Source organism: Streptomyces sp. NPDC002181 (genome assembly GCF_042890485.1).
In the GTDB taxonomy this organism is placed as follows: domain Bacteria; phylum Actinomycetota; class Actinomycetes; order Streptomycetales; family Streptomycetaceae; genus Streptomyces.
The window spans coordinates 108,141-132,652 of the sequence record NZ_JBIASC010000006.1; the positions used below are offsets into that span (position 1 = coordinate 108,141).

At 71.5% G+C, this 24,512-nt stretch carries 16 protein-coding genes and 1 riboswitch; of the genes, 12 read left to right on the forward strand and 4 right to left on the reverse strand.

What is annotated here, in order from left to right; translation table 11 throughout:
• Window positions 1-90 precede the first annotated feature (90 nt).
• The 6 genes from ACFYXV_RS17825 (at window position 91) to ACFYXV_RS17850 (ending at window position 10,536) form a co-directional block, all read left to right on the forward strand.
• A complete protein-coding gene (locus tag ACFYXV_RS17825) occupies window positions 91-4,380 on the forward strand; it encodes a discoidin domain-containing protein (protein WP_389383389.1) in 4,290 nt (1,429 codons plus the stop codon).
• Window positions 4,381-4,482: 102 nt separating this feature from the next.
• Window positions 4,483-5,493, forward strand: a complete 1,011-nt coding sequence (locus tag ACFYXV_RS17830) for a LacI family DNA-binding transcriptional regulator (protein WP_030154312.1) — start codon at window positions 4,483-4,485, stop codon at window positions 5,491-5,493.
• Window positions 5,494-5,695: 202 nt separating this feature from the next.
• On the forward strand, window positions 5,696-7,096 hold the full coding sequence (locus ACFYXV_RS17835; RefSeq protein WP_389383391.1) for an extracellular solute-binding protein: 1,401 nt from the start codon (window positions 5,696-5,698) through the stop codon (window positions 7,094-7,096).
• An 11-nt stretch (window positions 7,097-7,107) separates the two neighbouring features.
• Window positions 7,108-8,001 carry a carbohydrate ABC transporter permease gene (locus ACFYXV_RS17840; RefSeq protein WP_389383393.1) on the forward strand — a complete coding sequence of 298 codons (894 nt, stop codon included), beginning with the start codon at window positions 7,108-7,110 and terminating at the stop codon, window positions 7,999-8,001.
• Window positions 8,002-8,016: 15 nt separating this feature from the next.
• Window positions 8,017-8,892 (forward strand): carbohydrate ABC transporter permease, encoded by an 876-nt coding sequence (locus ACFYXV_RS17845; RefSeq protein ID WP_385460391.1) that lies wholly within the window; start codon window positions 8,017-8,019, stop codon window positions 8,890-8,892.
• 27 nt (window positions 8,893-8,919) lie between these two features.
• Entirely contained in the window at window positions 8,920-10,536 is a 1,617-nt protein-coding gene (locus ACFYXV_RS17850) for an alpha-amylase family glycosyl hydrolase (RefSeq protein WP_389383394.1), read from the forward strand.
• Window positions 10,537-10,576: 40 nt separating this feature from the next.
• On the opposite strand, the gene ACFYXV_RS17855 is transcribed toward ACFYXV_RS17850, so the two are convergent.
• Window positions 10,577-11,830, reverse strand: coding sequence for a citrate/2-methylcitrate synthase (locus tag ACFYXV_RS17855; protein WP_389383395.1), 1,254 nt, complete (start codon window positions 11,828-11,830; stop codon window positions 10,577-10,579).
• Between the two features lie 55 nt (window positions 11,831-11,885).
• On the opposite strand from ACFYXV_RS17855, the gene ACFYXV_RS17860 reads away from it, so the two are divergent.
• A complete protein-coding gene (locus ACFYXV_RS17860; protein ID WP_385460863.1) occupies window positions 11,886-13,052 on the forward strand; it encodes a citrate synthase/methylcitrate synthase in 1,167 nt (388 codons plus the stop codon).
• 14 nt (window positions 13,053-13,066) lie between these two features.
• A complete protein-coding gene (locus ACFYXV_RS17865) occupies window positions 13,067-14,251 on the forward strand; it encodes a CobW family GTP-binding protein (RefSeq protein ID WP_389383396.1) in 1,185 nt (394 codons plus the stop codon).
• 6 nt (window positions 14,252-14,257) lie between these two features.
• Here the strand turns inward: ACFYXV_RS17865 and ACFYXV_RS17870 are convergent, their stop codons facing one another.
• Both ACFYXV_RS17870 and ACFYXV_RS17875 read right to left on the reverse strand, forming a co-directional pair.
• Complete coding sequence (locus ACFYXV_RS17870) at window positions 14,258-16,363, reverse strand: restriction endonuclease (RefSeq protein WP_389383397.1); 2,106 nt, start codon at window positions 16,361-16,363, stop codon at window positions 14,258-14,260.
• A 100-nt stretch (window positions 16,364-16,463) separates the two neighbouring features.
• The gene (locus tag ACFYXV_RS17875; RefSeq protein WP_385460406.1) at window positions 16,464-18,920 is read right to left on the reverse strand and encodes a DNA topoisomerase (ATP-hydrolyzing) subunit A; all 2,457 of its coding nucleotides are present in this window, start codon (window positions 18,918-18,920) and stop codon (window positions 16,464-16,466) included.
• Window positions 18,921-19,170: 250 nt separating this feature from the next.
• On the opposite strand from ACFYXV_RS17875, the gene ACFYXV_RS17880 reads away from it, so the two are divergent.
• The 4 genes from ACFYXV_RS17880 (at window position 19,171) to ACFYXV_RS17895 (ending at window position 23,888) form a co-directional block, all read left to right on the forward strand.
• Window positions 19,171-20,520, forward strand: a complete 1,350-nt coding sequence (locus tag ACFYXV_RS17880) for a M16 family metallopeptidase (protein ID WP_383337379.1) — start codon at window positions 19,171-19,173, stop codon at window positions 20,518-20,520.
• 20 nt (window positions 20,521-20,540) lie between these two features.
• Window positions 20,541-21,908 carry a M16 family metallopeptidase gene (locus tag ACFYXV_RS17885; RefSeq protein ID WP_385460866.1) on the forward strand — a complete coding sequence of 456 codons (1,368 nt, stop codon included), beginning with the start codon at window positions 20,541-20,543 and terminating at the stop codon, window positions 21,906-21,908.
• A 184-nt stretch (window positions 21,909-22,092) separates the two neighbouring features.
• A riboswitch (cyclic di-AMP (ydaO/yuaA leader) is annotated at window positions 22,093-22,252 on the forward strand.
• Between the two features lie 12 nt (window positions 22,253-22,264).
• The gene (locus tag ACFYXV_RS17890) at window positions 22,265-23,059 is read left to right on the forward strand and encodes a M23 family metallopeptidase (RefSeq protein WP_389383398.1); all 795 of its coding nucleotides are present in this window, start codon (window positions 22,265-22,267) and stop codon (window positions 23,057-23,059) included.
• Between the two features lie 163 nt (window positions 23,060-23,222).
• Complete coding sequence (locus tag ACFYXV_RS17895; RefSeq protein WP_385460412.1) at window positions 23,223-23,888, forward strand: GntR family transcriptional regulator; 666 nt, start codon at window positions 23,223-23,225, stop codon at window positions 23,886-23,888.
• Between the two features lie 177 nt (window positions 23,889-24,065).
• Here ACFYXV_RS17895 and ACFYXV_RS17900 read toward each other — a convergent pair whose 3' ends face one another.
• Complete coding sequence (locus tag ACFYXV_RS17900) at window positions 24,066-24,347, reverse strand: HPr family phosphocarrier protein (protein ID WP_053691473.1); 282 nt, start codon at window positions 24,345-24,347, stop codon at window positions 24,066-24,068.
• Window positions 24,348-24,512 lie beyond the last annotated feature (165 nt).

Here is a 24,512-nt window from a genome sequence, read left to right on the forward strand (position 1 = left end):
GACTCGGCAATGCTCTGCAACTCTCGCACGGCACGACGCAAATTCCTGTCTCACCTGGTTCAGAAAACTCATGCCGAGGGACGAGGACATATGAGAAGGCTCCACTGGAGAGGTCGGACGCCGGCCGCCCTGACCGCCACGGCCCTGCTGATGCTGGGATGGCCCGCCCTGACCGCCGAGGCCGCCGGCGGCCCGGGCATCGCGGCGGGCCGCCCCGCCGCGGCGAGGAGCAGCAGCGGCACCTACACGGCCGCCAACGCCACCGACGGCAACCAGTCCACGTACTGGGAGAGCGCCGGCGGCGCCTTCCCGCAATGGGTGCAGACCGATCTCGGCGCCACCACCCGCGTCGACCAGGTGGTGCTCAAGCTGCCCGCGGCCTGGGAGAGCCGCAACGAGACCCTGTCCGTCCAGGGCAGCGCCGACGGCACCGCCTTCACCACCCTGGTGAGCTCGTCGACGTACACCTTCGGCCAGGGCAGCGGGAACACCGTCACGATCACCTTCCCGGCCTCCCAGACCCGGTACGTCCGGATCGAGATCACGGCGAACACCGGCTGGCAGGCGGCCCAGCTCTCCGAGCTGGAGGTACGCGGCGCCGGCGAGTCCTCGGCCGATCTGGCCCTCGGCAAGACCCTGACCGCCAGCAGCAGCACCCAGACCTACCTGCCGCCCAACGCCAACGACGGCAGCCCGGCCAGCTACTGGGAGAGCGCCAACAACGCCCTGCCCCAGTGGCTCCAGGCCGACCTCGGCGCCTCCGTCCGCGTGGACCGCGTGGTGCTGCGCCTGCCCGAGGGCTGGGGAGCCCGCACGCAGACCCTGAAACTCCAGGGCAGCGCCAACGGCACCGACTTCACCGACCTGACCGCGTCCAAGGCGTACGCCTTCGACCCGGCGAGCGCCAACACGGTGACCATCTCCTTCGACGCCACCACCACCCGCCACCTGCGGGTCCTCATCTCGGCCAACTCCGTTCAGCCCGGCGGACAGATATCCGAGCTGGAGATCTACGGCCCGCGGACCGGCGACACCCAGCCCCCGACGGCCCCCGCCGAACTCGCCTACACCGAGCCCGCCACCGGCCGGATCCAGCTCACCTGGAAGGCCGCCACCGACAACACCGCCGTGACCGGCTACGACGTGTACGCGAACAACCAGCTGCGCACCAGCGTGGCCGGCGACGTCACCGCCTACACCGACACCCAGCCCACCGGTACGAGCGTCACCTACCGGGTCCGGGCCAGGGACGCCGCCGGAAACCAGTCGCCCGACAGCAACAGCGTGACCCGGGCCGCGGACACCGGGGACACCCAGGCACCCACGGCCCCGGGCGCCCTGTCCTTCACCCAGCCGGCCCCCGACCAGGTCAAGCTGGCCTGGCAGGCCTCCACCGACAACGTCGGCGTCACCGGCTACGAGGTGTACGCGAACAACGTGCTGCGCACCACGGTCGCCGGCAGCGCCGCCACGTACACCGACACGCAGCCGGCCGACGCCACCGTCAGCTACTTCGTCCGGGCCAAGGACGCGGCGGGCAACCGCTCCGGCGACAGCAACACCGTGACCCGCAACGGCACCGGAGGCGGCGGCTCCAACCTGGCCGTCGGCAAGCCGATCACCGGCTCCTCCGTGATCCACACCTTCGTCGCGGAGAACGCCAACGACAACAGCACCTCCACCTACTGGGAGAGCGCGGCCGGGGCCTACCCCAGCACCCTCACGGTCAAGCTCGGTGCCAACGCCGACGTCGACCGCCTGGTCCTCAAGCTCAACCCGGACAGCAGCTGGGGCGCCCGCACACAGAACATCCAGGTCCTGGGCCGGGAGCAGAGCGCCCCGGGCGCCACGAACCTGGTCGCGGCCAAGGACTACGTCTTCGACCCCGCGTCCGGCGCCAACACCGTCAGCGTCCCGGTGCACGCCCGCGTAGCGGACGTGCAGCTCCGCTTCACCGCCAACACCGGCGCCCCGGGCGGCCAGATCGCCGAGTTCCAGGTCATCGGAGTCCCGGCGCCCAACCCCGACCTTGAGATCACGGGCCTGAGCGCGACCCCCGCGGCCCCGGTCGAATCGGACTCCGTCACGCTGTCCGCCACCGTCCGCAACAGCGGCCCGGCCCCGGCCCCCGCCACCGCCGTCACCTTCAAGCTCGGCGGCAGCCCGGTGGGCACGGCCAACGTACCCGCCCTTGCCCCCGGGGCCACGGTCACCGTCACCGCCGGCATCGGCGCGCGCGACGCCGGCGCCTACCCGCTGAACGCCGTCGTCGACGAGGCGAACACGGTCATCGAGCAGAACGACAGCAACAACACCTTCACCGGCTCCCCGCTGGTGGTCCGCCCGGTCGACAGCTCCGACCTGGTCGCCTCGGCGGTGAGCTGGTCACCGAGCGCTCCGTCCGCGGGTCAGCCGGTCGCCTTCAGCGTCACCGTTCGCAACCAGGGCACCATCGCGGCCGCCTCCGGCGCGCACGGAATCACCCTCACCCTCCAGGACGCGTCGGGTTCAGCCGTCCGTACGCTCACGGGCTCCTTCAGCGGGGCTCTGGCCCCCGGCGCCTTGAGCGCCCCGATCGCGCTCGGCAGCTGGCCGGCCGCCAACGGCAAGTACACGGTCAAGGCGGTGCTCGCCGACGACGCCAACGAACTCCCGGTCAAGCGAGCGAACAACACCTCCACCAAGCCCCTCTTCGTCGGCCGCGGGGCGAACATGCCCTTCGACATGTACGAGGCGGAGGACGCCGCGGTCGGCGGCGGAGCCACCGTCGTCGGGCCCAACCGCACCATCGGGGACATCGCGGGCGAGGCCTCCGGCCGCAAGGCCGTCCGTCTCGACGCGACGGGAGAGTACGTCGAGTTCACCACCCGCGCCGCCACCAACACCCTGGTCACCCGCTTCTCCATCCCGGACGCCCCGGGCGGCGGCGGGATCGACTCCACCATCGACGTCTACGTCAACGGCACCTTCAAGAAGGCCCTGCCGCTGACCTCGAAGTACGCCTGGCTGTACGGAGCCGAGGCCGCCCCGGGCAACCCCCCGGGATCCGGCGCCCCGCGGCACGTCTACGACGAGGCCAACCTGCTGCTGGGCGAGACCGTCCCGGCGGGCAGCAGGATCCGCCTCCAGAAGGACGCGGCCAACACCACCAGTTACGCGATCGACTTCGTCAGCCTGGAGCAGGCCGCCGTCACGCCCAACCCGGACCCGGCGACGTACACCGTGCCCGCCGGCTACACCCACCAGGACGTGCAGAACGCCCTGGACAAGGTCCGCATGGACACCACCGGCAAGCTGGTCGGCGTCTACCTGCCGCCGGGTGACTACGAGACGGCCGGCAAGTTCCAGGTGTACGGCAAGGCCGTCCAGGTGCTCGGCGCCGGACCCTGGTTCACCCGCTTCCACGCCCCGGCCGGGCAGGACAACACCGACAACGGCTGGCGTGCGGAGGCCAGCGCGAAGGGCTCTTCCTTCGCGGGGTTCGCCTCCTTCGGCAACTACACCTCGCGCATCGACGGCCCCGGCAAGGTGTTCGACTTCTCCAACGTCACCGACATCACCATCGACAACATCTGGAACGAGCACACCGTGTGCCTCTACTGGGGCGCCAACACCGACCGCATCACGATCAAGAACTCCCGGATCCGCGACACGTTCGCCGACGGCATCAACATGACGAACGGCAGCACGGACAACCTCGTGTCCAACAACGAGGCACGGTCCACGGGGGACGACAGTTTCGCCCTGTTCTCCGCGATCGACGCGGGCGGCGCGGACATGAAGAACAACCTGTACGAGAACCTGACCGCGATCCTGACCTGGCGCGCGGCCGGTGTGGCCGTCTACGGCGGCTACGACAACACCTTCCGCAACATCCACATCGCCGACACCCTCGTCTACTCGGGCGTCACCGTCAGCTCGCTGGACTTCGGGTATCCGATGAACGGCTTCGGCACGGATCCGACGACCTTCGAGAACGTCTCGATCGTCCGCTCCGGCGGCCATTTCTGGGGCGCGCAGACCTTCCCCGGGATCTGGCTGTTCTCGGCCTCGAAGGTGTTCCAGGGGATCAGGATCAACAATGTCGACATCGTGGATCCCACCTACAGCGGCATCATGTTCCAGACGCAGTACGTCGGCGGCAGGCCGGTCAACCCGATCAAGGACACCGTCCTGAAGGACATCACCATCACCGGGGCGAAGAAGAGCGGCGACGCCTTCGACGCCAAGTCCGGCTTCGGACTCTGGGCGAACGAGATGCCCGAGGACGGGCAGGGTCCGGCGGTCGGTGAGGTCACCATCAACAACCTGAAGACGAGCGACAACGCCGTGGACGTACGGAACACGACCTCGACGTTCAGAATCAACCAACTGCCGTAGCCCCGGCGGGCGCGACGACGGTGGTGGGGCGGCTCCGGGTGCTCCCGGGACCGCTCCACCGACCCGCAAGCGACTTGCATTTCTTGCGATACTCTTGCGCGCATGACGCGACGACTTGCTCAAGTGGCGAAGAAGGTGGGAGTCAGCGAGGCAACGGTCAGCCGGGTGCTCAACGGCAAGCCGGGCGTCTCGGAGGCCACCCGCCAGTCCGTGCTCACCGCCCTCGACGTCCTCGGCTACGAGCGGCCGACGCAGCTGAGGGGTGAGCGCGCCCGGCTGGTCGGCCTGGTGCTGCCGGAGCTGCAGAATCCGATCTTCCCCGCGTTCGCCGAGGTCATCGGCGGCGCGCTGGCGCAGCAGGGGCTGACCCCGGTGCTCTGCACGCAGACCACCGGTGGGGTCTCCGAGGCCGACTACGTCGAACTCCTCCTCCAGCAGCAGGTGTCCGGCGTCGTCTTCGCCGGCGGCCTCTTCGCCCAGGCCGACGCCCCGCACGGGCACTACCGGCTGCTGTCCGACCGCAAGGTCCCGGTGGTGCTCATCAACGCCTCCATAGAGGACCTCGGCTTCCCCTGCGTGGCCTGCGACGACGCCGTCGCCGTGGAGCAGGCCTGGCGCCACCTGGCCTCCCTGGGGCACGAGCGCATCGGCCTGGTGCTGGGCCCGCCCGACCACATCCCCTCCCTGCGCAAGCTGACGGCCGCCCAGGCGGTCGCCGCCGCGGCCGGCACCGAGCTGCCCCCGGCCCACGTCGAGCGGGCTCTCTTCTCGCTGGAGGGGGGCCACGCGGCCGCCTCCCGGCTGCTCGACCGCGGGGTCACCGGCATCATCTGCGCCAGCGACCCGCTCGCGCTCGGCGCCGTACGGGCGGCCCGCCGCCGCGGGCTCGACGTGCCCCGGGAGGTCTCGGTCGTCGGCTACGACGACTCGGCTTTCATGAACTGCACCGAGCCCCCGCTGACCACCGTCCGCCAGCCCATCGAGGCCATGGGCCGGGCCGCCGTCGAGCTGCTGACGGCGCAGATCCAGGGCGCGGCGGTGCAGCCCGGGGAGCTGCTCTTCGAGCCCGAGCTCGTGGTTCGCGGCTCCACCGCGCAGGCCCCGCGCGCGTAGCCCGGTACCGGTCCCGCACGACGGAGCAGGGCTCCGGAACGTCCCCAGGGCGCTCCGGAGCCCTTTTTGCGTTCCGTGTCCGGCACCGCAATGTCAATCTCTTACGAAATCTGCGCGAGATATTGCGTCCATCTGTGGGTGGTGGTTGAGTGTGCCGCGCTCGCCCCCACGCCTCCTGCCCGATGCTCGAAGGGGACCACCGATGAGATACAGCCTCCGCCGCGGCACCGCGGCCGCCCTTGTCTCCGCCCTCGCCGTCTCCGCGCTCGCGGCCTGCGGTACGAGCAGCAGCGGCGACGGCAAGTCAGCGCAGCCGGGCGGCGGTTCCACCGACGCCACCGCACCGCTCGACCCGAAGACGAAGGTCACCCTCTCCATCGACTGCATGCCGCCCGCGGCCAAGGCGGCCGAGCTCAAGGAGTGGAAGGAGGACGTGGCGGAGTTCAACAAGACGTACCCGAACGTCACGATCGACGGCCGCTCCACCCCCGGCCAGTGCCTGGAGCCCCCGCGCTTCACCGCGATGCTCAAGGCCAAGTCCCAGCCGGACGTGTTCTACGCGTACTTCACCGACCTCCAGCAGGTGCTCGACAACGACGGAGCCGAGGACGTCTCCGCCTACGTCACCCCGCGGTCGGTGCCCGCGCTCGGCGACATCGACAAGAACGTCCTGGGCGTCCTCAAGCGGGACGGCAAGCTGTACGGCCTGCCGACCAGCAACTACACGATGGGCCTGCTGGTCAACCGCAAGCTCTTCCAGCAGGCCGGGCTCGACCCCGACACCCCGCCGCGCACCTGGGAAGAGGTCCGGGAGGCCGCCAAGAAGATCGCGGCCCTCGGCAACGGCACCGCCGGCTACGGCGAGTACAGCGTCGAGAACACCGGCGGCTGGCACTACACCGCCGCCATGTACGGCCTCGGCGGGGACATCGTCGGCGCCGACGGCAAGGCCGCCTTCAACAACCCCACCGGAAAGCAGATCGCCGGCAACCTCCACGCCATGCGCTGGGAGGACGACAGCATGGGCAAGACCCAGTTGCTCAAGTGGGGCGACCTGCAGAAGCAGATGGCCTCGGACAGACTCGGAATGTTCCTCGCCGCGCCCGACGACATCACGTACATGGTCCAGCAGCTCGGCGCGAAGTACGAGAACTTCGGCATGGGCCCGCTCCCCGGCGGCGCGGCCACCCTGGCCGGCGGCAACGGGTACATGATCAAGAAGGGCAGCTCGCCCGACAAGATCAAGGCCGCCGTGGCCTGGCTGAACTTCAAGACGCTCGCGGTCGGCAAGGGCCAGTTCCGGTACGACCGCTCCAAGGCCGACGGCCTGCCGGTCGGACTCCCGCAGCCCGCCTTCTTCACCGGCGCGAGCAAGGCGAAGGACGACGAGCTCAAGGCCGCGAGCGCCACCATGCCCGTGGCCAACTTCAAGGCGTTCCTCGACAACCCGGTACCCGGCAAGGCGGAGCCGCAGAAGGCCCAGGAGGTCTACAAGATCCTCGACAAGGTGATGTCCGGGATCCTCACCAACAAGGACGCCGACGCCGCGCAGCTCCTGGCCGAGGCGGAGAAAGCCGTCAACCAGCTGCTGGCGAACCAGTAGGAGCGGGCGGGATGTCGGCCATCGCCCCGGAGGGCCTTCGCCGGGCGTTCAAGCGGAACCTCACGGCCCACGGTTTCCTGATCGGCGCGGTCCTCTGCTTCTCCTTCTTCTCCTGGTACCCGATGGTCAGGGAGTTCCTGCTGGCCTTCCAGAAGACGGAGGCCGGCACCACCCGATGGGTCGGCTGGGACAACTTCCGTCACGTCTTCCGGGACCCGGGCTTCTGGCAGGCCTGGCGCAACACCCTCCTCTTCACCGCACTCGCCCTGGTCCTCGGCTTCCTGCTGCCCTTCCTGGTCGCCGTCGTCCTCAACGAATTCCGGCACGCGCAGGGCTACCTGCGCCTGCTGGTCTACCTGCCCGTGATGATGCCGCCGGTGGCCTCGGTCCTGCTGTTCAAGTACTTCTACGACCCCGGATACGGTCTGTTCAACAGGGCCCTGGAATTCCTGCACCTGCCGGCGCAAGACTGGCTGCAATCGGGCGACACCGCCATGCTGTCCGTGGTCATCGCGTCGACCTGGATGAACATGGGCAGCGCGACCCTGATCTACCTCGCCGCTCTCCAGGGCATCCCCGGGGAGCTGTACGAGGCCGCCGAGCTCGACGGCGCCGGACTGCTGCGCAAGGTCTGGCACGTCACCGTTCCGCAGACCAAGCTCATCCTCTCGCTCATGCTGCTGATGCAGATCATCGCGACGATGCAGGTGTTCACCGAACCGTTCCTGCTCACCGGCGGCGCCGGCCCCGAAGGCTCCACCACCACCGTCGTCGTCCTCATCTACCAGTACGCCTTCAACTTCAACCAGTACGGCGGCGCCGCGGCCCTGGGCCTGTGCCTGCTCGTCCTGCTCTCCGGCTTCTCCGCCCTGTACGTCCGCCTCAGCCGCGACAACGAGAGCTGACAGGAGCCCCCGCCCATGGCAGAGCGCACCCTGATATCCCCGGCCCAGCTGGGCCGCACCCGGGGGAAGGTCCTCTACTGGACCGTCCTCGCCGTGGTGGTCACCGGCTTCACCGTCGTCTTCCTCGGCCCCCTCTACTGGATGGTGGCGAACGGCCTCAAGAGCACCGAGGAGTTCGCCCGCGTACCGCCCACCCTGGTGCCGCACTCCGCGCACACCGCCAACTACGCGGCCGCCTGGAAGGTCATGGACCTCGCCAAGCTGCTGTTCAACACCCTCTACTACGCCTTCGGAGCCCTCGCCTTCCAGCTCGTCCTCGACGTCGGCGCCGCCTACTCGCTGTCCAGGCTGCGACCGGTCCTCGGCAAGGCGGTCCTCGCCATGATGCTGGCGACCCTCATGATCCCGGCCGCCGTCCTCGTCGTACCGCAGTACCTCACGGTCCTCGACGTGCCGCTCATCCAGCGGAACCTGCTCGACTCACCCTGGGTCATCTGGCTGCCGTCCGTCACCAACGCCTTCAACATCTTCCTGCTCAAGCGGTTCTTCGACTCCATCCCGCAGGAGATCCTCGACGCCGCCTCCATCGACGGGGCGAGCGCCCTGCGCACCCTGCGCTCCGTGGTCCTGCCGATGTCCCGGCCCGTCCTCGGCGTCGTGTCGATCTTCGCGATCGTCGGCGTCTGGAAGGACTTCCTCTGGCCGATGCTGACCCTCCCCGATCCGGCACTGCAGACCCTCAACGTCGGCATCTACTCGCTGTCCACCGGAGTGCCCGAGAACCACCTCATCGCCGCCCTCGCCATGGCCTCCGCGCCCACGCTCCTCATCTTCCTGGTCTTCCAGCGCAACATCATGAGCGGCCTGACGGCGGGCTCCCTCAAGGGCTGACCGGCCGCCCCCGTGAAAGGAGCCCCCGTGGCTGACCTCCCCCTGCCCGCAGACGCCGCCGACTGGTGGCGCTCGGCCGCCATCTACCAGGTGTACGTCCGCAGCTTCGCCGACGGCGACGGGGACGGCACCGGCGATCTCGCGGGCGTCCGGGCCCGCCTCCCGTACCTCGCCGAACTGGGCGTGGACGCACTCTGGTTCACCCCCTGGTACCTCTCCCCGCTCGCCGACGGCGGCTACGACGTCGCCGACTACCGCACCATCGATCCCGCTTTCGGCACCCTCGCCGAGGCCGAGAAGCTCATCGCAGAGGCCCGCGCGCTGGGGCTGCGGACCATCGTCGACATCGTCCCCAACCACGTCTCGGACCGGCACGCCTGGTTCCGGGCCGCACTCGCCGCCGGCCCCGGCAGCCCCGAGCGCGAGCTCTTCCACTTCCGGCCCGGCCGCGGCGAGAGGGGCGAACTGCCGCCGGGGGACTGGCCCTCGCAGTTCAACGGCGCCGCGACCTGGACCCGCGTACCGGACGGCGAGTGGTACCTGCACCTGTTCACCCCGCAGCAGCCCGACCTCAACTGGGCCCACCCGGCCGTGCGCCGGGAGCACGAGGAGGTACTGCGCTTCTGGTTCGAACGCGGAGTGTCCGGCGTGCGGATCGACTCCGCCGCCCTGCTCGCCAAAGACCCGGCCCTGCCCGACCTGGCCGGCCGCCCGCCCGAGCCCTGGCCGCCCGGCGCCGGCGAGTCCCACCCGTACATCGACCGCGACGACCTGCACGCCATCTACCGCTCCTGGCGCGCGATCGCCGACTCCTACGGAGCCGTGTTCGTCGGCGAGGTCTGGCTGCCCGACTCCGAGCGCTTCGCCCGCTACCTGCGCCCCGACGAGCTGCACACCGCCTTCAACTTCTCCTTCCTCAGCTGCCCCTGGGACGCCGGACGGCTGCGCACCTCCATCGAGGAGACCCTCGCCGAGCACGCCCCGGTCGGCGCCCCCGCGACCTGGGTGCTCTGCAACCACGACGTGACCCGCACCGTCACCCGCTACGGGCGCGCCGACACCGGCTTCGACTTCGCCGCCAAGGCCTTCGGCACCCCTGCCGACCGGGCCCTCGGCACCCGGCGGGCGCGCGCCGCGGCGCTGCTGACGCTCGCGCTGCCCGGCGCCGTGTACGTCTACCAGGGGGAGGAACTGGGCCTGCCGGAAGCGGACATACCGATCCACCGGATCCAGGACCCCATGCACTTCCGCTCCGGCGGCACCGACCCGGGGCGCGACGGATGCCGGGTGCCGCTGCCGTGGACCGCCGAGCCCTGGCACGACCCCTGGCTGCCGCAGCCCGCGGACTGGGGCACGTACGCCGCGGACCGCCAGGGCGGCGACCCCGACTCGATGCTCAGCCTCTACCGGACGGCCCTCGGGCTGCGCCGTGCGGCCGGCGGCTTCGGGAACGGCTCGCTCGCGTGGCTGCCCGCGCCGCCCGGGGTACTGGCCTTCGCCCGCCCGGACGGGCTGGTCTGCGTGGTCAACCTGTCCGGCGCTCCGGTCGGGCTGCCGGCGCACACGAGCCTCCTGCTGAGCAGTTGCGCCCTGGACGCGGACGGGCTGCTTCCGCAGGACACGGCGGTCTGGCTGCGGACCTGACCCCGCGGCCGGACCGCCGGCACCCGCCCCACCCGAATCGCTACGGCATCGGCATCGGCATCGGCTGTGGCGGGCGGGGCCCCTGGTACTGGCCGCTCGGGCGCATGCGGAGCGGGCGCTCCTGGTACTCCTCCAGCGCGTGCGCCATCCAGCCCGCGGTCCGGGACACGGCGAACACCGTCTCCCCGGCCTCGGCGGGCATGCCGCAGGACACCGTCAGCACCGCCAGAGCCAGGTCCACGTTGGCGTGGAGCCCGCCCCGCCGGGCCGCCGCCGTGGCGACGACCTCCCGGGCGGCCGCCAGCGCGGGACCGGCCTGCGGCACGCCCTCCAGCCGGCCGAACAGCGCCGTGGCCCGCGGGTCCTCGCCCTCGTAGAGCCGGTGCCCGAGCCCCGGAACCCGCCGCCCCGCCCGCAGGTGGTCCGCGACCACGGGTGCGGCCCCGCCCCGCTCCAGCGCCTCCACCAGCATCCGGTGCGCGAGCCGTCCGGCGGCGCCGTGCAGCGGGCCTTCGAGCGCGCCCAGGCCGGCCGAGACCGCGGCGTACGGATGGGCCCGCGCGGACGCGGCCACCCGTACGGCCAGGGTGGAGGCGGCCAGATCGTGGTCGATGAGCAGGGTGAGGGCCAGGTCCAGCACGGCCAGCGCGTCGGGGTCCGGCTCCTGCGCGGTCAGCCGGCTCCACAGCCGGCGGGCCAGCCGCCCGTCCCCGCGCCAGCCGGCCGGGCCCACCTCGGGCAGTGCGCCGACCAGCGTCGGGACCAGGCAGCGCGCGGAGCCCAGTACGGCCTCCTCGGACAGGTCGAAGCGCAGCGGATCCGTCACCGCGGCGGCCGCGGTCGCCACCCGGAGCCGGTCGATCGGACCACTGTGCTCGGGCAGCGCGGCCACGGCGCGCCGGGCGGCGGCCAGCGCCTGCGGGGGAGCGGTGAACCGAGCGCCGCGCGGGAGGGTCCCGGTCCAGAGCCACTCGGCGACCTCCTCGTAGCAGTACCGGGAAGCCAGCCCGACGGCGTCCACGCCCCGGAAGTAGTACCGGTCGGGCTCGATGAGCGTGAGCGAGGTGCGTACGGAGAGCTCCGCGCCCGCAGGCGCCGCCGCCTCGCGCCGGCTGCGCAGGGCCAGGGCCTCCACCTCGCGCGCGTCGAAGCTGCTGCCGCGGCCGACCGGATCGCGGCGGCTGGTGAGCTGGCCGCGGCTGACGTACGCGTACACCGTCGCGGGCTTCACCCCCAGCAGTTCCGCCGCCTGCCGGGTGCTGATCCGGCGCTCGCCGTCCGCCTGGTCGTTCATGACATCCACCCTACATATATTGATTCAATCAATATTGACAAGGATTCAATCCATGATGGATGGTCGATCCATGAACACCACCGTCGATGTGCCCCGCGGTCTCGCGGGAGTCGTGGTCACCGAGACCGAACTCGGTGACGTCCGAGGCCGCGAGGGCTTCTACCACTACCGCCAGTACTCGGCCGTCGAGCTCGCCACGAGCCGCACCTTCGAGGACGTGTGGCACCTGATGTTCCGCGGCGCCCTCCCGGCCGACGCCGCCGAGCGGGCCGCCTTCGCCGCCGAGATCGCCCCGCTGCGCCGGCTGCCCGACGCGGTGCGCGATGCGCTGCCCGCCCTCGCCCGCGCCACCGCGCTCTCCGGCCCGCTCGCCGGGCTGCGGACCGCGCTCTCCCTGCTCGGCGCCTCCGCCGGGTTCCGCCCGGTGTACGACATCGACCCCGGGCGGCGGGCCGCCGACGCGCTGGCCGCCTGCGCCGCCGTACCGACCCTGCTCACGGCGCTGCACCGGCTGGGGCAGGGGCTGGAGCCGGTCGAGCCGCGCGCGGACCTCCCGTACGCCGCCAACTACCTGTACATGCTCACCGGCCGGGAACCCGACCCGGTCAGGGCGCGGGCCGTCGAGCAGTACCTGATCTCCACCATCGACCACGGCTTCAACGCCTCGACCTTCACCGCGCGCGTGATCGCCTCCACCGGCGCGGACGTGGCCGCCGCCCTCACCGGGGCGATCGGCGCCCTCTCCGGCCCGCTGCACGGCGGCGCGCCCAGCCGGGCCCTGGACACCCTGGACGCCATCGGCACGGCGGACCGCATCGAGCCGTGGATCCGCGAGAGGGTCCTCGCCGGGGACCGGATCATGGGCTTCGGCCACCCCGTGTACCGCACCGAGGATCCGCGTTCGCGCATGCTGCGGGAGATCGCCCTCGGCTTCGGCGGCCCGCTCGTGGACTTCGCCGTGGAAGTGGAGCGGCACGTCGAGCAGATCCTCGCCGAGCTCAAGCCGGGACGGGAGCTGCACACCAACGTGGAGTTCTACGCCGGTGTGGTCATGGAGCTGTGCGGGCTGCCGCGCGAGATGTTCACCCCGACGTTCTGCGCGGCACGCGTGGTCGGCTGGAGCGCGAACATCCTCGAACAGGCCGCCGATTCGAAGATCATCCGTCCGGCCGCCCGGTACGTGGGCCCGACCCCGCCCGAGCCGGTTCCGGCGCTCGGCTGACTACGATCGGCCGTGTGAACAGCAGTGAGACCGCGCAGCAGTCCGATCAGCCGCCCGTCCGGCATCCCGTCCAGCCGATTCCCGTCGTCGTGCTGTCCGGATTCCTCGGATCCGGCAAGACGACGCTGCTCAATCACCTCCTCGGCAACCGGGGAGGCACCCGGATCGGCGTCGTCGTCAACGACTTCGGCTCGATCGAGATCGACGCGATGGCCGTGGCGGGCCAGGTCGGCGACTCGATGGTCTCGCTCGGCGGCGGCTGCCTGTGCTGCGCGGTCGACGGCAGCGAGCTGGACGCCTACCTGGAGAAGCTCTCCGCGCCCGTCCACCGCATCGACGTGATCGTCATCGAGGCGAGCGGACTGGCCGAGCCCCAGGAGATGATCCGGATGCTGGTGGCCAGCGAGAACCCGGCGATCCGGTACGGCGGGCTGGTCCAGGTCGTGGACGCGGCGGAGTTCGAAGCGACCCGGGTCAAGCACCCCGAGACCGATCGCCACCTGGCCGTCGCGGACCTGGTGGTGCTGAACAAGACCGACCGGGCGGAGCCGGCCGGCCTCACCCGGATCGCGGCCGAGCTGGCCACGCTCTGCCCCGGCACACCGGTGGTGGCCGCCGACCACGGCCGGATCGACCCGGAACTGCTCTTCGACCGGCGCCCGTGGACCGAGACCCGGGGCCAGCTGTCCTTCGAGGACCTGATCTCCCAGGCCAGGGAGTCCGACGGAGCGGACGACGCCGACCACGAGGACCACGAGGACCACACCGGGCACGCCCACACGGTCTACGAGAGCACGGAGTTCGTCTCCGAGCAGGCCCTGAACCCGCGCCGGTTCATCGACTTCCTCGACCGCCGCCCGGCCGGGCTGTACCGGATCAAGGGCTACGTCCACTTCGGCGTCCCCGGCCACGAGGAGCGCTACGAGGTCCACGCCGTCGGCCGTTTCCTCCGCTTCGTACCGGGCCCCTGGGGCCGGGGCGAGCCGCGCCGGAGCCAACTGGTCCTGATCGGCGCCGGTACGGACGGCCCCGCGCTCCTCGGCGAGCTGGAGGCCTGCCGCGAACCGGCCCCGCAGCACGCGCCGCCGGAGAGCATGTGGGGCGTCCTGCGCTACGTCGACCGCCCGGCGCGGCCGGCCGACGACCCCGAACCGGGGCCGGAGCCGTACGATTTCGTCGCCGACCCGGAGGACCTGTAGCCGGGGTCAGGCGACCTCGACCCCGTACTCGGCCAGCAGGTCCTCCAGGCCGCCCCGGTAGCCCTTGCCGCCGATCACGAAGTCCCAGTCGCCGTTGGGGCGGTGCCGGAACGAGCCGAGGACCAGCGCGGTCTCCCCGGCCCGCCCGTCGGAGACCTCCAGCCGGCCGAGTTCCCCGCCGCCCGCGGACAGCAGGCGGATGTGGGCGTCCGTGAACCCGGCGAGGTCGGCGTGCGGATCGACGTCCGGGTCGATCGCCGCCACGAGGACCAGCCGGTCGGCGGCCTCGGGCAGGGCGTCGAAGGAGACCTCCAGAGCCGCCTTGTCCGGCTCCGCGTGCTCACGGGCGCGCACCGAACCGTCGGGGGTCCGGGGGTTGTTGTAGAACACGAAGTGCTCCTCGCTCAGCACCCGGTTGCCCGTGCAGACGAGGGCGCACACGTCCAGCGCGACGGAGCCCGACCAGGACATGCCGAGCACGTTGTGGTCCGCCGCGGGAGCGGCCGGATCGGGCTCGGGCCCGGGCCCGGGCGCGCGCTGCGCGGGAGCGCCGCCGCCGAGCCGCCCGCGCAGCCCGTACTGGTGCAGCAGCTCGACGAGGTCCGCCCCGGGAACCAACTCCAGCGGCTTGCCGTTGGCAAAGGTGTACGACCCGGGCCCGAAGGACGCGGTGGTGACGAGCACCCCCTTGTTCGCCCCCTTGTCCTGGACCGTGCCGTACAGATCACGCACGGCCGTCGGCGGCACCGTGTTCCGGTAGCGCTTGACCTGCACCACGATCCGCCCGCCCCGGATCGGTGCCGGGTCCAGCGCCTCCACGTCCACCCCGCCGTCGCCCGACCGCTGCGTGGTCACCGCCTCCATGCCCATCGCCCGGAACAGCTCGGCGACGAGGTTCTCGAAGGCGATCGGATCCATCGCGAAGAGGTCCGGCTCGTCCTCGTCCGCGCCGCCCGCCTGCCCGCCGTGGCTGACGACCCCGCCGCCGACCTCGTCGGGCCGCCGCCCGGGGCGCACCGCCGTCAGCTGGTCGGGCCGTCCCGACAACAGCCCGCCCAGCCCTGACACCAGACAGTCCACGGCGCTGACCTGCTCCAGGCGCAGCCCCGCGAACGCGCCGCGCTCCGCCGGCACGGTCGCCATGACCACCCGTGCCTCCCGGCCCGTCGCCGGATCGTGGGCGTCCACGAACCCGTTGACCACCACCGATTCGAGTACGCCGAACTCGTCCGCCGCGTACAGCTCGCGCACGACCAGCAGCATGGACTGCGCCAGCAGGTCCCGGTAGAGGGCCCGGCGCTCCGTCACCGGACGGGACTTGATCTTGTCCTGGTCCGTGCTCGGCAGGTACTGCACCGCCCTGGCCTCCGGCACCACCGCGTACCCCGGGAGCTCCCAGTCCAGCACCAGCTGGCGCGCCGCCTGGTCGTAGGCCGCCGCCACCTGCCGGGGCAGCGCCTCGGGCCAGGCCGCGGAGGCGTACAGGGCCGCCGAGAAGTACTCCACCGCCGCCTCCGCGTCGCCCCTGCGCAGGGCGGCGGCCAGCTCGGTGAGCCCGCTGTTGTGCGCCCGTACCCCGGCGAGCTGCTCGGCGGCCCACCGGTCGTACTGCTGCCGGTACGCGGCCAGTTGCCGCTGCCGCTGCGCCTCCGCGGCGCTCGCGGCCTGCCAGGCCTCCGTGTACCGGGCGTGGGCCTCCCGCTCCGCCTGTGCCCGGTGGCCGGAGCCGAGCGTCCAGCCGCTGCTCTGCTGCTGGAACTGATCGATGCGCGGCATGGGCACCGGATGCGCCAGGGCGCCGGGGTTGAAGGGCTCCAGCTGCTCGGGCCGGGCCAGGGCGGATATCCGGAACGCCGGCGCCCGGCAGCCCGCGACCAGCAGCCCCTTCAGGGCGTCCACCTCGGCGTCGATCTGCGCGGTGCGCCGCAGAGCCTCGGCCTCGCGGTACTGCCGGTGGCTGCGGTTGGCGTCCCGCTCCTGGGTCCGCTGCCGGTCCCGTTCGTACGCCAGCAGCCGGCGCTCGGCCTCCCGCTGCTGGATCACCTGTGTCTGCTGCTGCCGGCGCTGGGCCTCGGCCCAGTCCCCGATCAATCCGCCCGGCCGACGACTCATCAGCTCTGTACTCCCCCCACCAACACCCAGAGGGAAAACACTAGTCGGCATTCGGGTGGTACGTCCCCCCGGTCGCACCACCCGAATGCCGCAGTACGTCCTACAGCGCGCCCCCCGCCAGAGCGGCGACGACCGCGGGCAGCGCGGCCCCCGAACCGTCTCGGCGCGGGTCCACGGCCGGCAGTTCGGCCGGGCTGCCGTTGGCCGCGGCCGCACGCACGGGGGCGTTGCCGGCCCAGGCCAGCACCAGCAGGTCCTCGCCCTTCAGGAACCGCTGGCAGCGCACGCCGCCGGTGGCCCGGCCCTTGCGCGGGTACTGGTCGAACGGGGTGAGCTTCCCGGACAGCAGCGAGTCGTCCAGCGTCCCCTGCGAGCCCGCCACCGTGAACACCACGGCCTCGCGCGCCGGATCCACCGCCGAGAAGTGGATCACCTTGGCGTTCTCGGCGAGCTTGATGCCCGCCATGCCGCCCGCGGGGCGGCCCTGCGGGCGCACCTGGCCCGCCGGATAGCGCAGCAGCTGGGCGTCGTCGGTGAGGAAGACCAGGTCCTCCTCGCCCGTGCGCAGTTCGACCGCGCCGACGATCCGGTCGCCCTCCTTGAGGGTGATGACCTCCAGCTCGTCCTTGTTCGCCGGGTAGTCCGGCACGACCCGCTTGACCACGCCCTGCTCGGTGCCGAGCGCCAGGCCCTGCGAGGACTCGTCCAGCGAGGTCAGGCAGATCACCTTCTCGTCCGCCTCCAGCCCGGAGAGGAACTCCGAGACCGGGGCGCCGCCCGCCAGGTTCGGCGCGGCGTGGGTGTCCGGCAGTTGCGGCAGGTCGATCACCGCGAGCCGCAGGAGCCGCCCGTACGAGGTGACCACGCCGACGTCGGCCCGGGCCGACGCGGCGACCTGGGAGACGATCAGGTCGTGCTTCGCGCGGGAGCCGCCCTCCTCCTCCGGCAGCGGCTCGCCGTTGGCGGTGCGCGCCAGCAGGCCCGTCGAGGACAGCAGGACCCGGCACGGGTCGTCCGCGACCTCCAGCGGGACCGCGGCGACCGCCGTGCCCGCCGACTCCAGCAGGACCGTACGGCGCTCGGTGCCGAACTTCTTCGCGACCGCGGCCAGTTCCGCGGAGACCAGCTTGCGCAGCTCGGTGTCGGACTCCAGGATCCCCGTCAGCTCGTCGATCTCGCCCGTCAGCCGGTCGCGCTCGGACTCCAGCTCGATCCGGTCGAAGCGGGTGAGCCGGCGCAGCGGGGTGTCCAGGATGTACCGGGTCTGGATCTCGCTCAGCGAGAAGCGCTCGATCAGCCGCTCCATCGCCTGCGCCGAGTTGTCGCTGTCCCGGATGATCCGGATGACCTCGTCGATGTCGACCAGGGCGACCAGCAGGCCCTCGACCAGGTGCAGCCGGTCGCGCCGCTTGGTGCGCCGGAACTCGCTGCGCCGGCGCACGACCTCGAAGCGGTGGTCGAGGTAGACCTCCAGCAGCTCCTTGAGGCCCAGCGTCAGCGGCTGGCCGTCGACCAGCGCGACGTTGTTGATGCCGAAGGACTCCTCCATCGGCGTCAGCTTGTACAGCTGCTCCAGGACGGCCTCCGGGTGGAAGCCGTTCTTGATCTCGATGACCAGGCGCAGGCCGTGCGAACGGTCGGTGAGGTCCTTGACGTCCGCGATGCCCTGGAGCTTCTTGGAGCCGACCAGGTCCTTGATCTTCGCGATGACCTTCTCGGGGCCGACCGTGAAGGGCAGTTCCGTGACGACCAGGCCCTTGCGGCGGGCCGTCACGTTCTCCACGGCGACCGTGGCGCGGATCTTGAACGTCCCGCGGCCGTTCTCGTAGGCGTCCTTGATCCCCGAGAGGCCCACGATCCGGCCGCCCGTGGGCAGGTCCGGACCCGGCACGAAGCGCATCAGCGCCTCAAGGTCCGCCTGCGGGTAGCGGATCAGGTGGCGGGCGGCCGCGATGACCTCGCCCAGGTTGTGCGGGGGCATGTTGGTGGCCATGCCGACCGCGATCCCGGACGCGCCGTTGACCAGAAGGTTCGGGTACGCCGCGGGCAGCGCGACCGGTTCCTGCTCCTGGCCGTCGTAGTTGGCGGTGAAGTCGACCGTGTCCTCGTCGATCGACTCCGTCATGAGTGACGTGGCGTCCGCCATCTTGCACTCGGTGTAGCGCATCGCGGCCGGCGGGTCGTCGTTGCCGAGCGAACCGAAGTTGCCGTGGCCGTCGACCAGCGGCAGCCGCATCGAGAAGGGCTGGGCCATGCGCACGAGGGCGTCGTAGATCGACGCGTCACCGTGCGGGTGCAGCTTGCCCATGACCTCGCCCACGACGCGGGCGCACTTCACGTAGCCGCGGTCGGGGCGCAGGCCCATCTCGTTCATCTGGTAGACGATGCGCCGGTGTACCGGCTTCATGCCGTCCCGGGCGTCGGGCAGGGCACGGGAGTAGATCACCGAGTACGCGTACTCGAGGAAGGAGCCCTGCATTTCGTCGACGACGTCGATGTCGAGGATCTTCTCCTCGAAATCCTCCGGCGGCGGGGTCTTCGTGCTGCGGCGGGCCATCGCTGCGCGGCTCCTTAACCAAGAAAGAAAGTGTGCTGGGGTCTGGCGGGTGGTCTGATCGGCGTGGACGGGGTTGTCGCGGACCATTGTGGCCCGAGGCACCGACAACGCCGACTCCGACCCTGGGGTCACCCCCGGACGGAGGCGTGGGTGAGTGTCAGCCGGGAACTTCTCCGGTGCCCGACGCGCTTGCATACAGTGGCAGGTCTGACGGAAAACTCTGCATCGCGATCGAAGGGACCACATGCCCATGGGTCACACGGCCACAGCCCAGGCCGGCTCCGGCGGCCTGACAGCGACCGAGCACCGGCTGGCCAACGGCCTGCGCGTGGTGCTCTCCGAGGATCACCTGACCCCGGTCGCCGCGGTCTGCCTCTGGTACGACGTCGGCTCGCGCCACGAAGTCAAGGGACGGACCGGCCTGGCTCACCTCTTCGAGCACCTGATGTTCCAGGGCTCGGCGAGCGTACCCGGAAACGGGCACTTCGAGCTGGTCCAGGGGGCCGGCGGTTCGCTCAACGGCACCACCAGCTTCGAGCGCACGAACTACTTCGAGACCATGCCGACCCACCAGCTGGAGCTCGCGCTCTGGCTGGAGGCCGACCGGATGGGCTCGCTGCTGGCCGCCCTGGACGACGAGTCCATGGAGAACCAGCGCGACGTCGTCAAGAACGAGCGCCGCCAGCGGTACGACAACGTCCCGTACGGCACGGCCTTCGAGAAGCTGACCGCCCTCGCCTACCCCGAGGGCCACCCGTACCACCACACGCCGATCGGCTCGATGGCCGACCTGGACGCGGCCTCCCTGGAGGACGCCCGCGCCTTCTTCCGCACGTACTACGCGCCCAACAACGCGGTGCTGTCGGTCGTCGGCGACATCGACCCCGAGCAGACGCTCGCCTGGGTCGAGAAGTACTTCGGCACCATCCCCGGGCACGACGGCAAGCAGCCGCCGCGCGACGGCACGCTGCCCGAGATCATGGGCGGGCAGCTGCGCGAGGAGATCGTCGAGGAGGTCCCGGCACGCGCGCTGATGGCCGCGTACCGGCTCCCGCACGACGGCACCCGCGAGTGCGACGCCGCCGACGTGGCGCTGACCGTGCTGGGCGGCGGCGAGTCCTCCCGGCTCCACAACCGCCTCGTACGCCGGGACCAGACGGCGGTCGCGGCGGGCTTCGGCATGCTGCGGCTCGCCGGCGCCCCCTCGCTGGGCTGGCTGGACGTGAAGACCTCCAGCGGTGTCGAGGTGCCCGCCATCGAGGCGGCCGTCGACGAGGAGCTCGCGCGGTTCGCCGCCGAGGGCCCCACGGCCGAGGAGATGGAGCGTGCCCAGGCGCAGCTGGAGCGGGAGTGGCTGGACCGGCTGAGCACGGTGGCCGGGCGCGCCGACGAACTGTGCCGCTTCGCGGTGCTGTTCGGCGACCCGCAGCTGGCGCTGACCGCCGTCCAGCGCGTCCTCGACATCACCGCCGAGGAGGTGCAGGCCGTGGCCGCGGCCCGGCTGCGCCCCGACAACCGCGCGGTGCTGGTGTACGAGCCGCTCCCGGCAGAAGCCGGCGAGAACGGCGAGAGCGACGAGAACGAAGGGGCGGAGCAGTGAGCGACACCGCAGCCGTCACGATGACCTTCCACCCGCAGCCGCAGGCCGGCCAGGCCCGGCCGTGGGCCTTCCCGGCCCCCGAGCGCGGCGCGCTGCCCAACGGCCTGACCGTGCTGCGCTGCCACCGGCCCGGCCAGCAGGTCGTCGCGGTCGAGGTCAACCTCGCCGCCCCGCTGGACGCCGAGCCGAAGGGCCTGGACGGCGTGGCGACCATCATGGCCCGCGCGCTGTCCGAGGGCACCGACAAGCGTTCCGCCGAGGAGTTCGCGGCCGAGCTGGAACGCTGCGGCGCCACGCTCGACGCGCACGCCGACCACCCGGGCATGCGGGTCTCCCTGGAGGTCCCGGCCTCCCGCTTGCACAAGGCGCTGGGCCTGCTCGCCGAGGCGCTGCGCGCGCCGGCCTTCGCCGACAGCGAGGTCGACCGGCTGGTGCGCAACCGGCTCGACGAGATCCCGCACGAGCTGGCCAACCCGCAGCGCCGGGCCGCCAAGGAGCTCTCCCGGCAGCTGTTCCCGCCGGCCCTGCGGATGTCCCGGCCGCGCCAGGGCACCGAGGAGACGGTCGCCCGGATCGACTCCGCGGCCGTACGCGCCTTCTACGAGGCCCACGTACGCCCCGCCACCGCCACCGCGGTGGTCGTCGGCGACCTGACCGGCATCGACCTGGACGAGGTCCTGGGGGACACCCTGGGCGCCTGGACCGGCGACTCCGCCGAGCCGCTCCCGGTTCCGCCGGTCACCGCCGACGACACCGGCCGCGTGGTCATCGTGGACCGGCCCGGCGCGGTCCAGACGCAGCTGCTCATCGGCCGCATCGGGCCGGACCGGCACGAGCGGGTCTGGGCGGCGCAGGTGCTCGGCACGTACTGCCTGGGCGGCACCCTCACCTCGCGCCTGGACAAGGTGCTGCGCGAGGAGAAGGGCTACACCTACGGCGTGCGCGCGTTCGGCCAGGTGCTGCGCTCCACGGCCGACGGCAAGGGCGCCTCGATGCTCGCCATCAGCGGCTCGGTGGACACCCCCAACACCGGCCCGGCGCTCGACGACCTCTGGAAGGTGCTCCGCACCCTCGCGGAGGGCGGCCTGACCGACGCCGAACGGGACGTGGCGGTGCAGAACTTGGTGGGCGTGGCCCCGCTGAAGTTCGAGACGGCCGCGGCCGTCGCCGGCACGCTCGCCGACCAGGTCGAGCAGGAGCTCCCCGACGACTACCAGGCGCGGTTGTACGCACAGCTGGCCCAAACGGGCACGGTGGAGGCGACGTCGGCCGTCCTGGCCGCCTTCCCGGTGGACCGCCTGGTCACGGTCCTGGTGGGCGACGCCGCCCAGATCGAGGAGCCGGTGCGGGCGCTGGGCATCGGTGAGGTCACCGTCGTCACCAACTGACGGACATTTCAAGGGGCTCCGGCGGCTTGTCCGTCGGGGCCCCTTTTGTCTGTTTCGTGAAGAGGTTGCTCGTATGGGGTGTGGCGTACGCAACAAAAACGCGTGTCTGTTTGGCGATTGACTGATGATCCGCCTAGCGTCGGCCGTGCTGTCCGTCAGTTGTACCCGCCGCATCCGCGGCACCGGGCAGCGATCGCCGAGTCCCCGTCAGGCGCGAGCCTGGGGAGCCGGGGACCCACATGTGTCCCTGGGGTGAATCGGACCGCCTCGTCAGAGGGGGCCCGTAGGAGACCTTCCTGCTCCGAACCCGTCAGCTAACCCGGTAGGCGAGAAGGAAGGAAAGGATCAACCCCTTCATGGCGTTTGGCAGTCGTGCCGCCGGTAAGCACCGTGGTTCCAGTCGTCTGAGCCGCAAGACCGCCGGTTACGCCGGCATCGCCGCCCTCGCCACCACCGGTGTCGTCGGCTCCCTCGCAGGCCCCGCGTTCGCCGCGTCGGACAAGGCCCCCTCCATGGAGGACACCGGCCTGAACGCCGTCGTGACCGCCGAGGACCTCCAGGGCCAGATCGAGGCCCAGGCCGACGCCCAGGAGCACGCGGCCGAGGCCGCCGCCCTCAAGGCGAAGGCGGAAGCCGAGGCCAAGGCCCGTGCCGCCGAGGCCAAGCAGAAGGCCGAGGAGAAGGCGAAGGCCGAGCGGGAGGCCGCCGAGCGCGCCGCCCGCGAGGAGGAGCGCAAGCGCCTCAACACCTTCGTGGCCCCCGTCGACGACTCCTACGTCAGCACCCAGTGGCACGCGGGCGGCGGCATGTGGTCCTCCGGCAGCCACACCGGCATCGACTTCCACGCCGCGTCCGGCACGACCGTGCACGCGGTCGGCATCGGCACCGTGGTCGAGGCGGGCTGGGGCGGCGCGTACGGCAACAACGTCGTCATCAAGCACGCCGACGGCACGTACACGCAGTACGGCCACATGTCCTCGCTGAACGTCTCCGTCGGCGACCAGGTCACCGCCGGCCAGCAGATCGGCCTGTCGGGCTCCACCGGCAACTCCAGCGGCCCGCACCTGCACTTCGAGGCCCGTACCGGCGCCCAGTACGGCTCGGACATCGACCCGGTCGCGTACCTGCGCAGCCACGGCGTCGACGTCTGACACGCGCTACCCCGCACTTCACCGAAGGCCCCGGCTCCCCGAGCCGGGGCCTTCGTGTTGGCTGTAAACGTCTGCTATTTCCGCCCGCGCTCGGAATTTATCGCCCGGTGCAATAGAGTCCCCGTAAGGTGGTCGGCAGTCGGAAATAGGCGGAGGTCCGGACTTGCGAATTCCTGCGCACGCGGTATGCACGGCAATCCGCGAAGACATCGTCTCCGGGGTCTTCGAACCGGGTGCCCGGCTGACCGAGGAACTGCTGGCCCGCCGGTACGGGGTCTCCCGCGTCCCCGTCCGCGAGGCACTGCGGACCCTGGAGTCCGAGGGCTTCGTCACCACCCGGCGGCACGCGGGCGCCTGCGTCGCCGAACCCACCGAGCAGGAGGCGGCCGACCTCCTGGAGCTGCGGCTGCTGCTGGAGCCGCTGGCGGCCGCGCGCGCGGCCCGGCGGCGCACCGAGGGCCACCTCAAGGTGCTCCGCGGGCTGGTCAGGCTGGGCCAGGAGCGGGCCAGGCGGGGCCAGGGGGAGGATCTGAGGTCCCTGGGGGGCTGGTTCCACGAGACCCTGGCCCAGGCCTCCGGCAGCCCCGGGCTGATCGTGCTGCTCACACAGATGCGGCACAAGGTCGCCTGGATGTACGCGGTGGAGGCGCCGGCCCGTCCCGTGGACTCCTGGGCGGAGCACGGCGCGATCGTGGACGCGGTCGCGCGCGGGGACGCCGAGCGGGCCCGCGCGCTGACGGTGATGCACGCGGACCGCGCGGCCGGGGCGCACCGGCTGCGCGTGAGGACTTCGCAACATGCCGTAAACACGGCGGGCGGTCCGCATTAACAAAAGGCGGGTATCAAAGTGTGGGGCCCGCGATTGAATTCACGCCGCGAATGTCCTCGCCCCGCCCCGTGCGATGAATTCCCGAATACGGCAGACGCGCAGAACGCGGAAGCCGCGGCCACCGGAATATCGGTGGTGGCCGCGGCTCCTGCGTGTGCCCGGGGTGAACCCGAAGGGTCAGACGGTCTCGGGGAGCTCCTCGAGACCCTCGGCGACCAGCTTCGCGAGGCGGTCCAGAGCCGCCTCGGCGCCTTCGGCGTCGGACGCGAGGATGATCTCCTCGCCGCCCTGCGCGCCCAGGCCCAGCACCGCGAGCATGGACGCGGCGTTGACGGGGTTCCCGTCGGCCTTCGCGATGGTCACCGGGACGCCGGAAGCGGTCGTCGCGCGGACGAAGATCGAGGCGGGACGAGCGTGCAGGCCCTCGGCCCACCCGACGTTGACGCGGCGCTCTGCCATGGTGATGCCCTTCAGGTTCTTACGGTTGTCTAGACCAGTCTCTCACGACGCCCCTCATGCTCCGACCGACCTTCGGCCCGAAGTTGCCGCCGTTCGACCTACCCCAGCTTGCACTGGTTTGCCCGTGCTTGCCTCGTGCGCCGCGCAGGAGCCATTCGGCCAGTC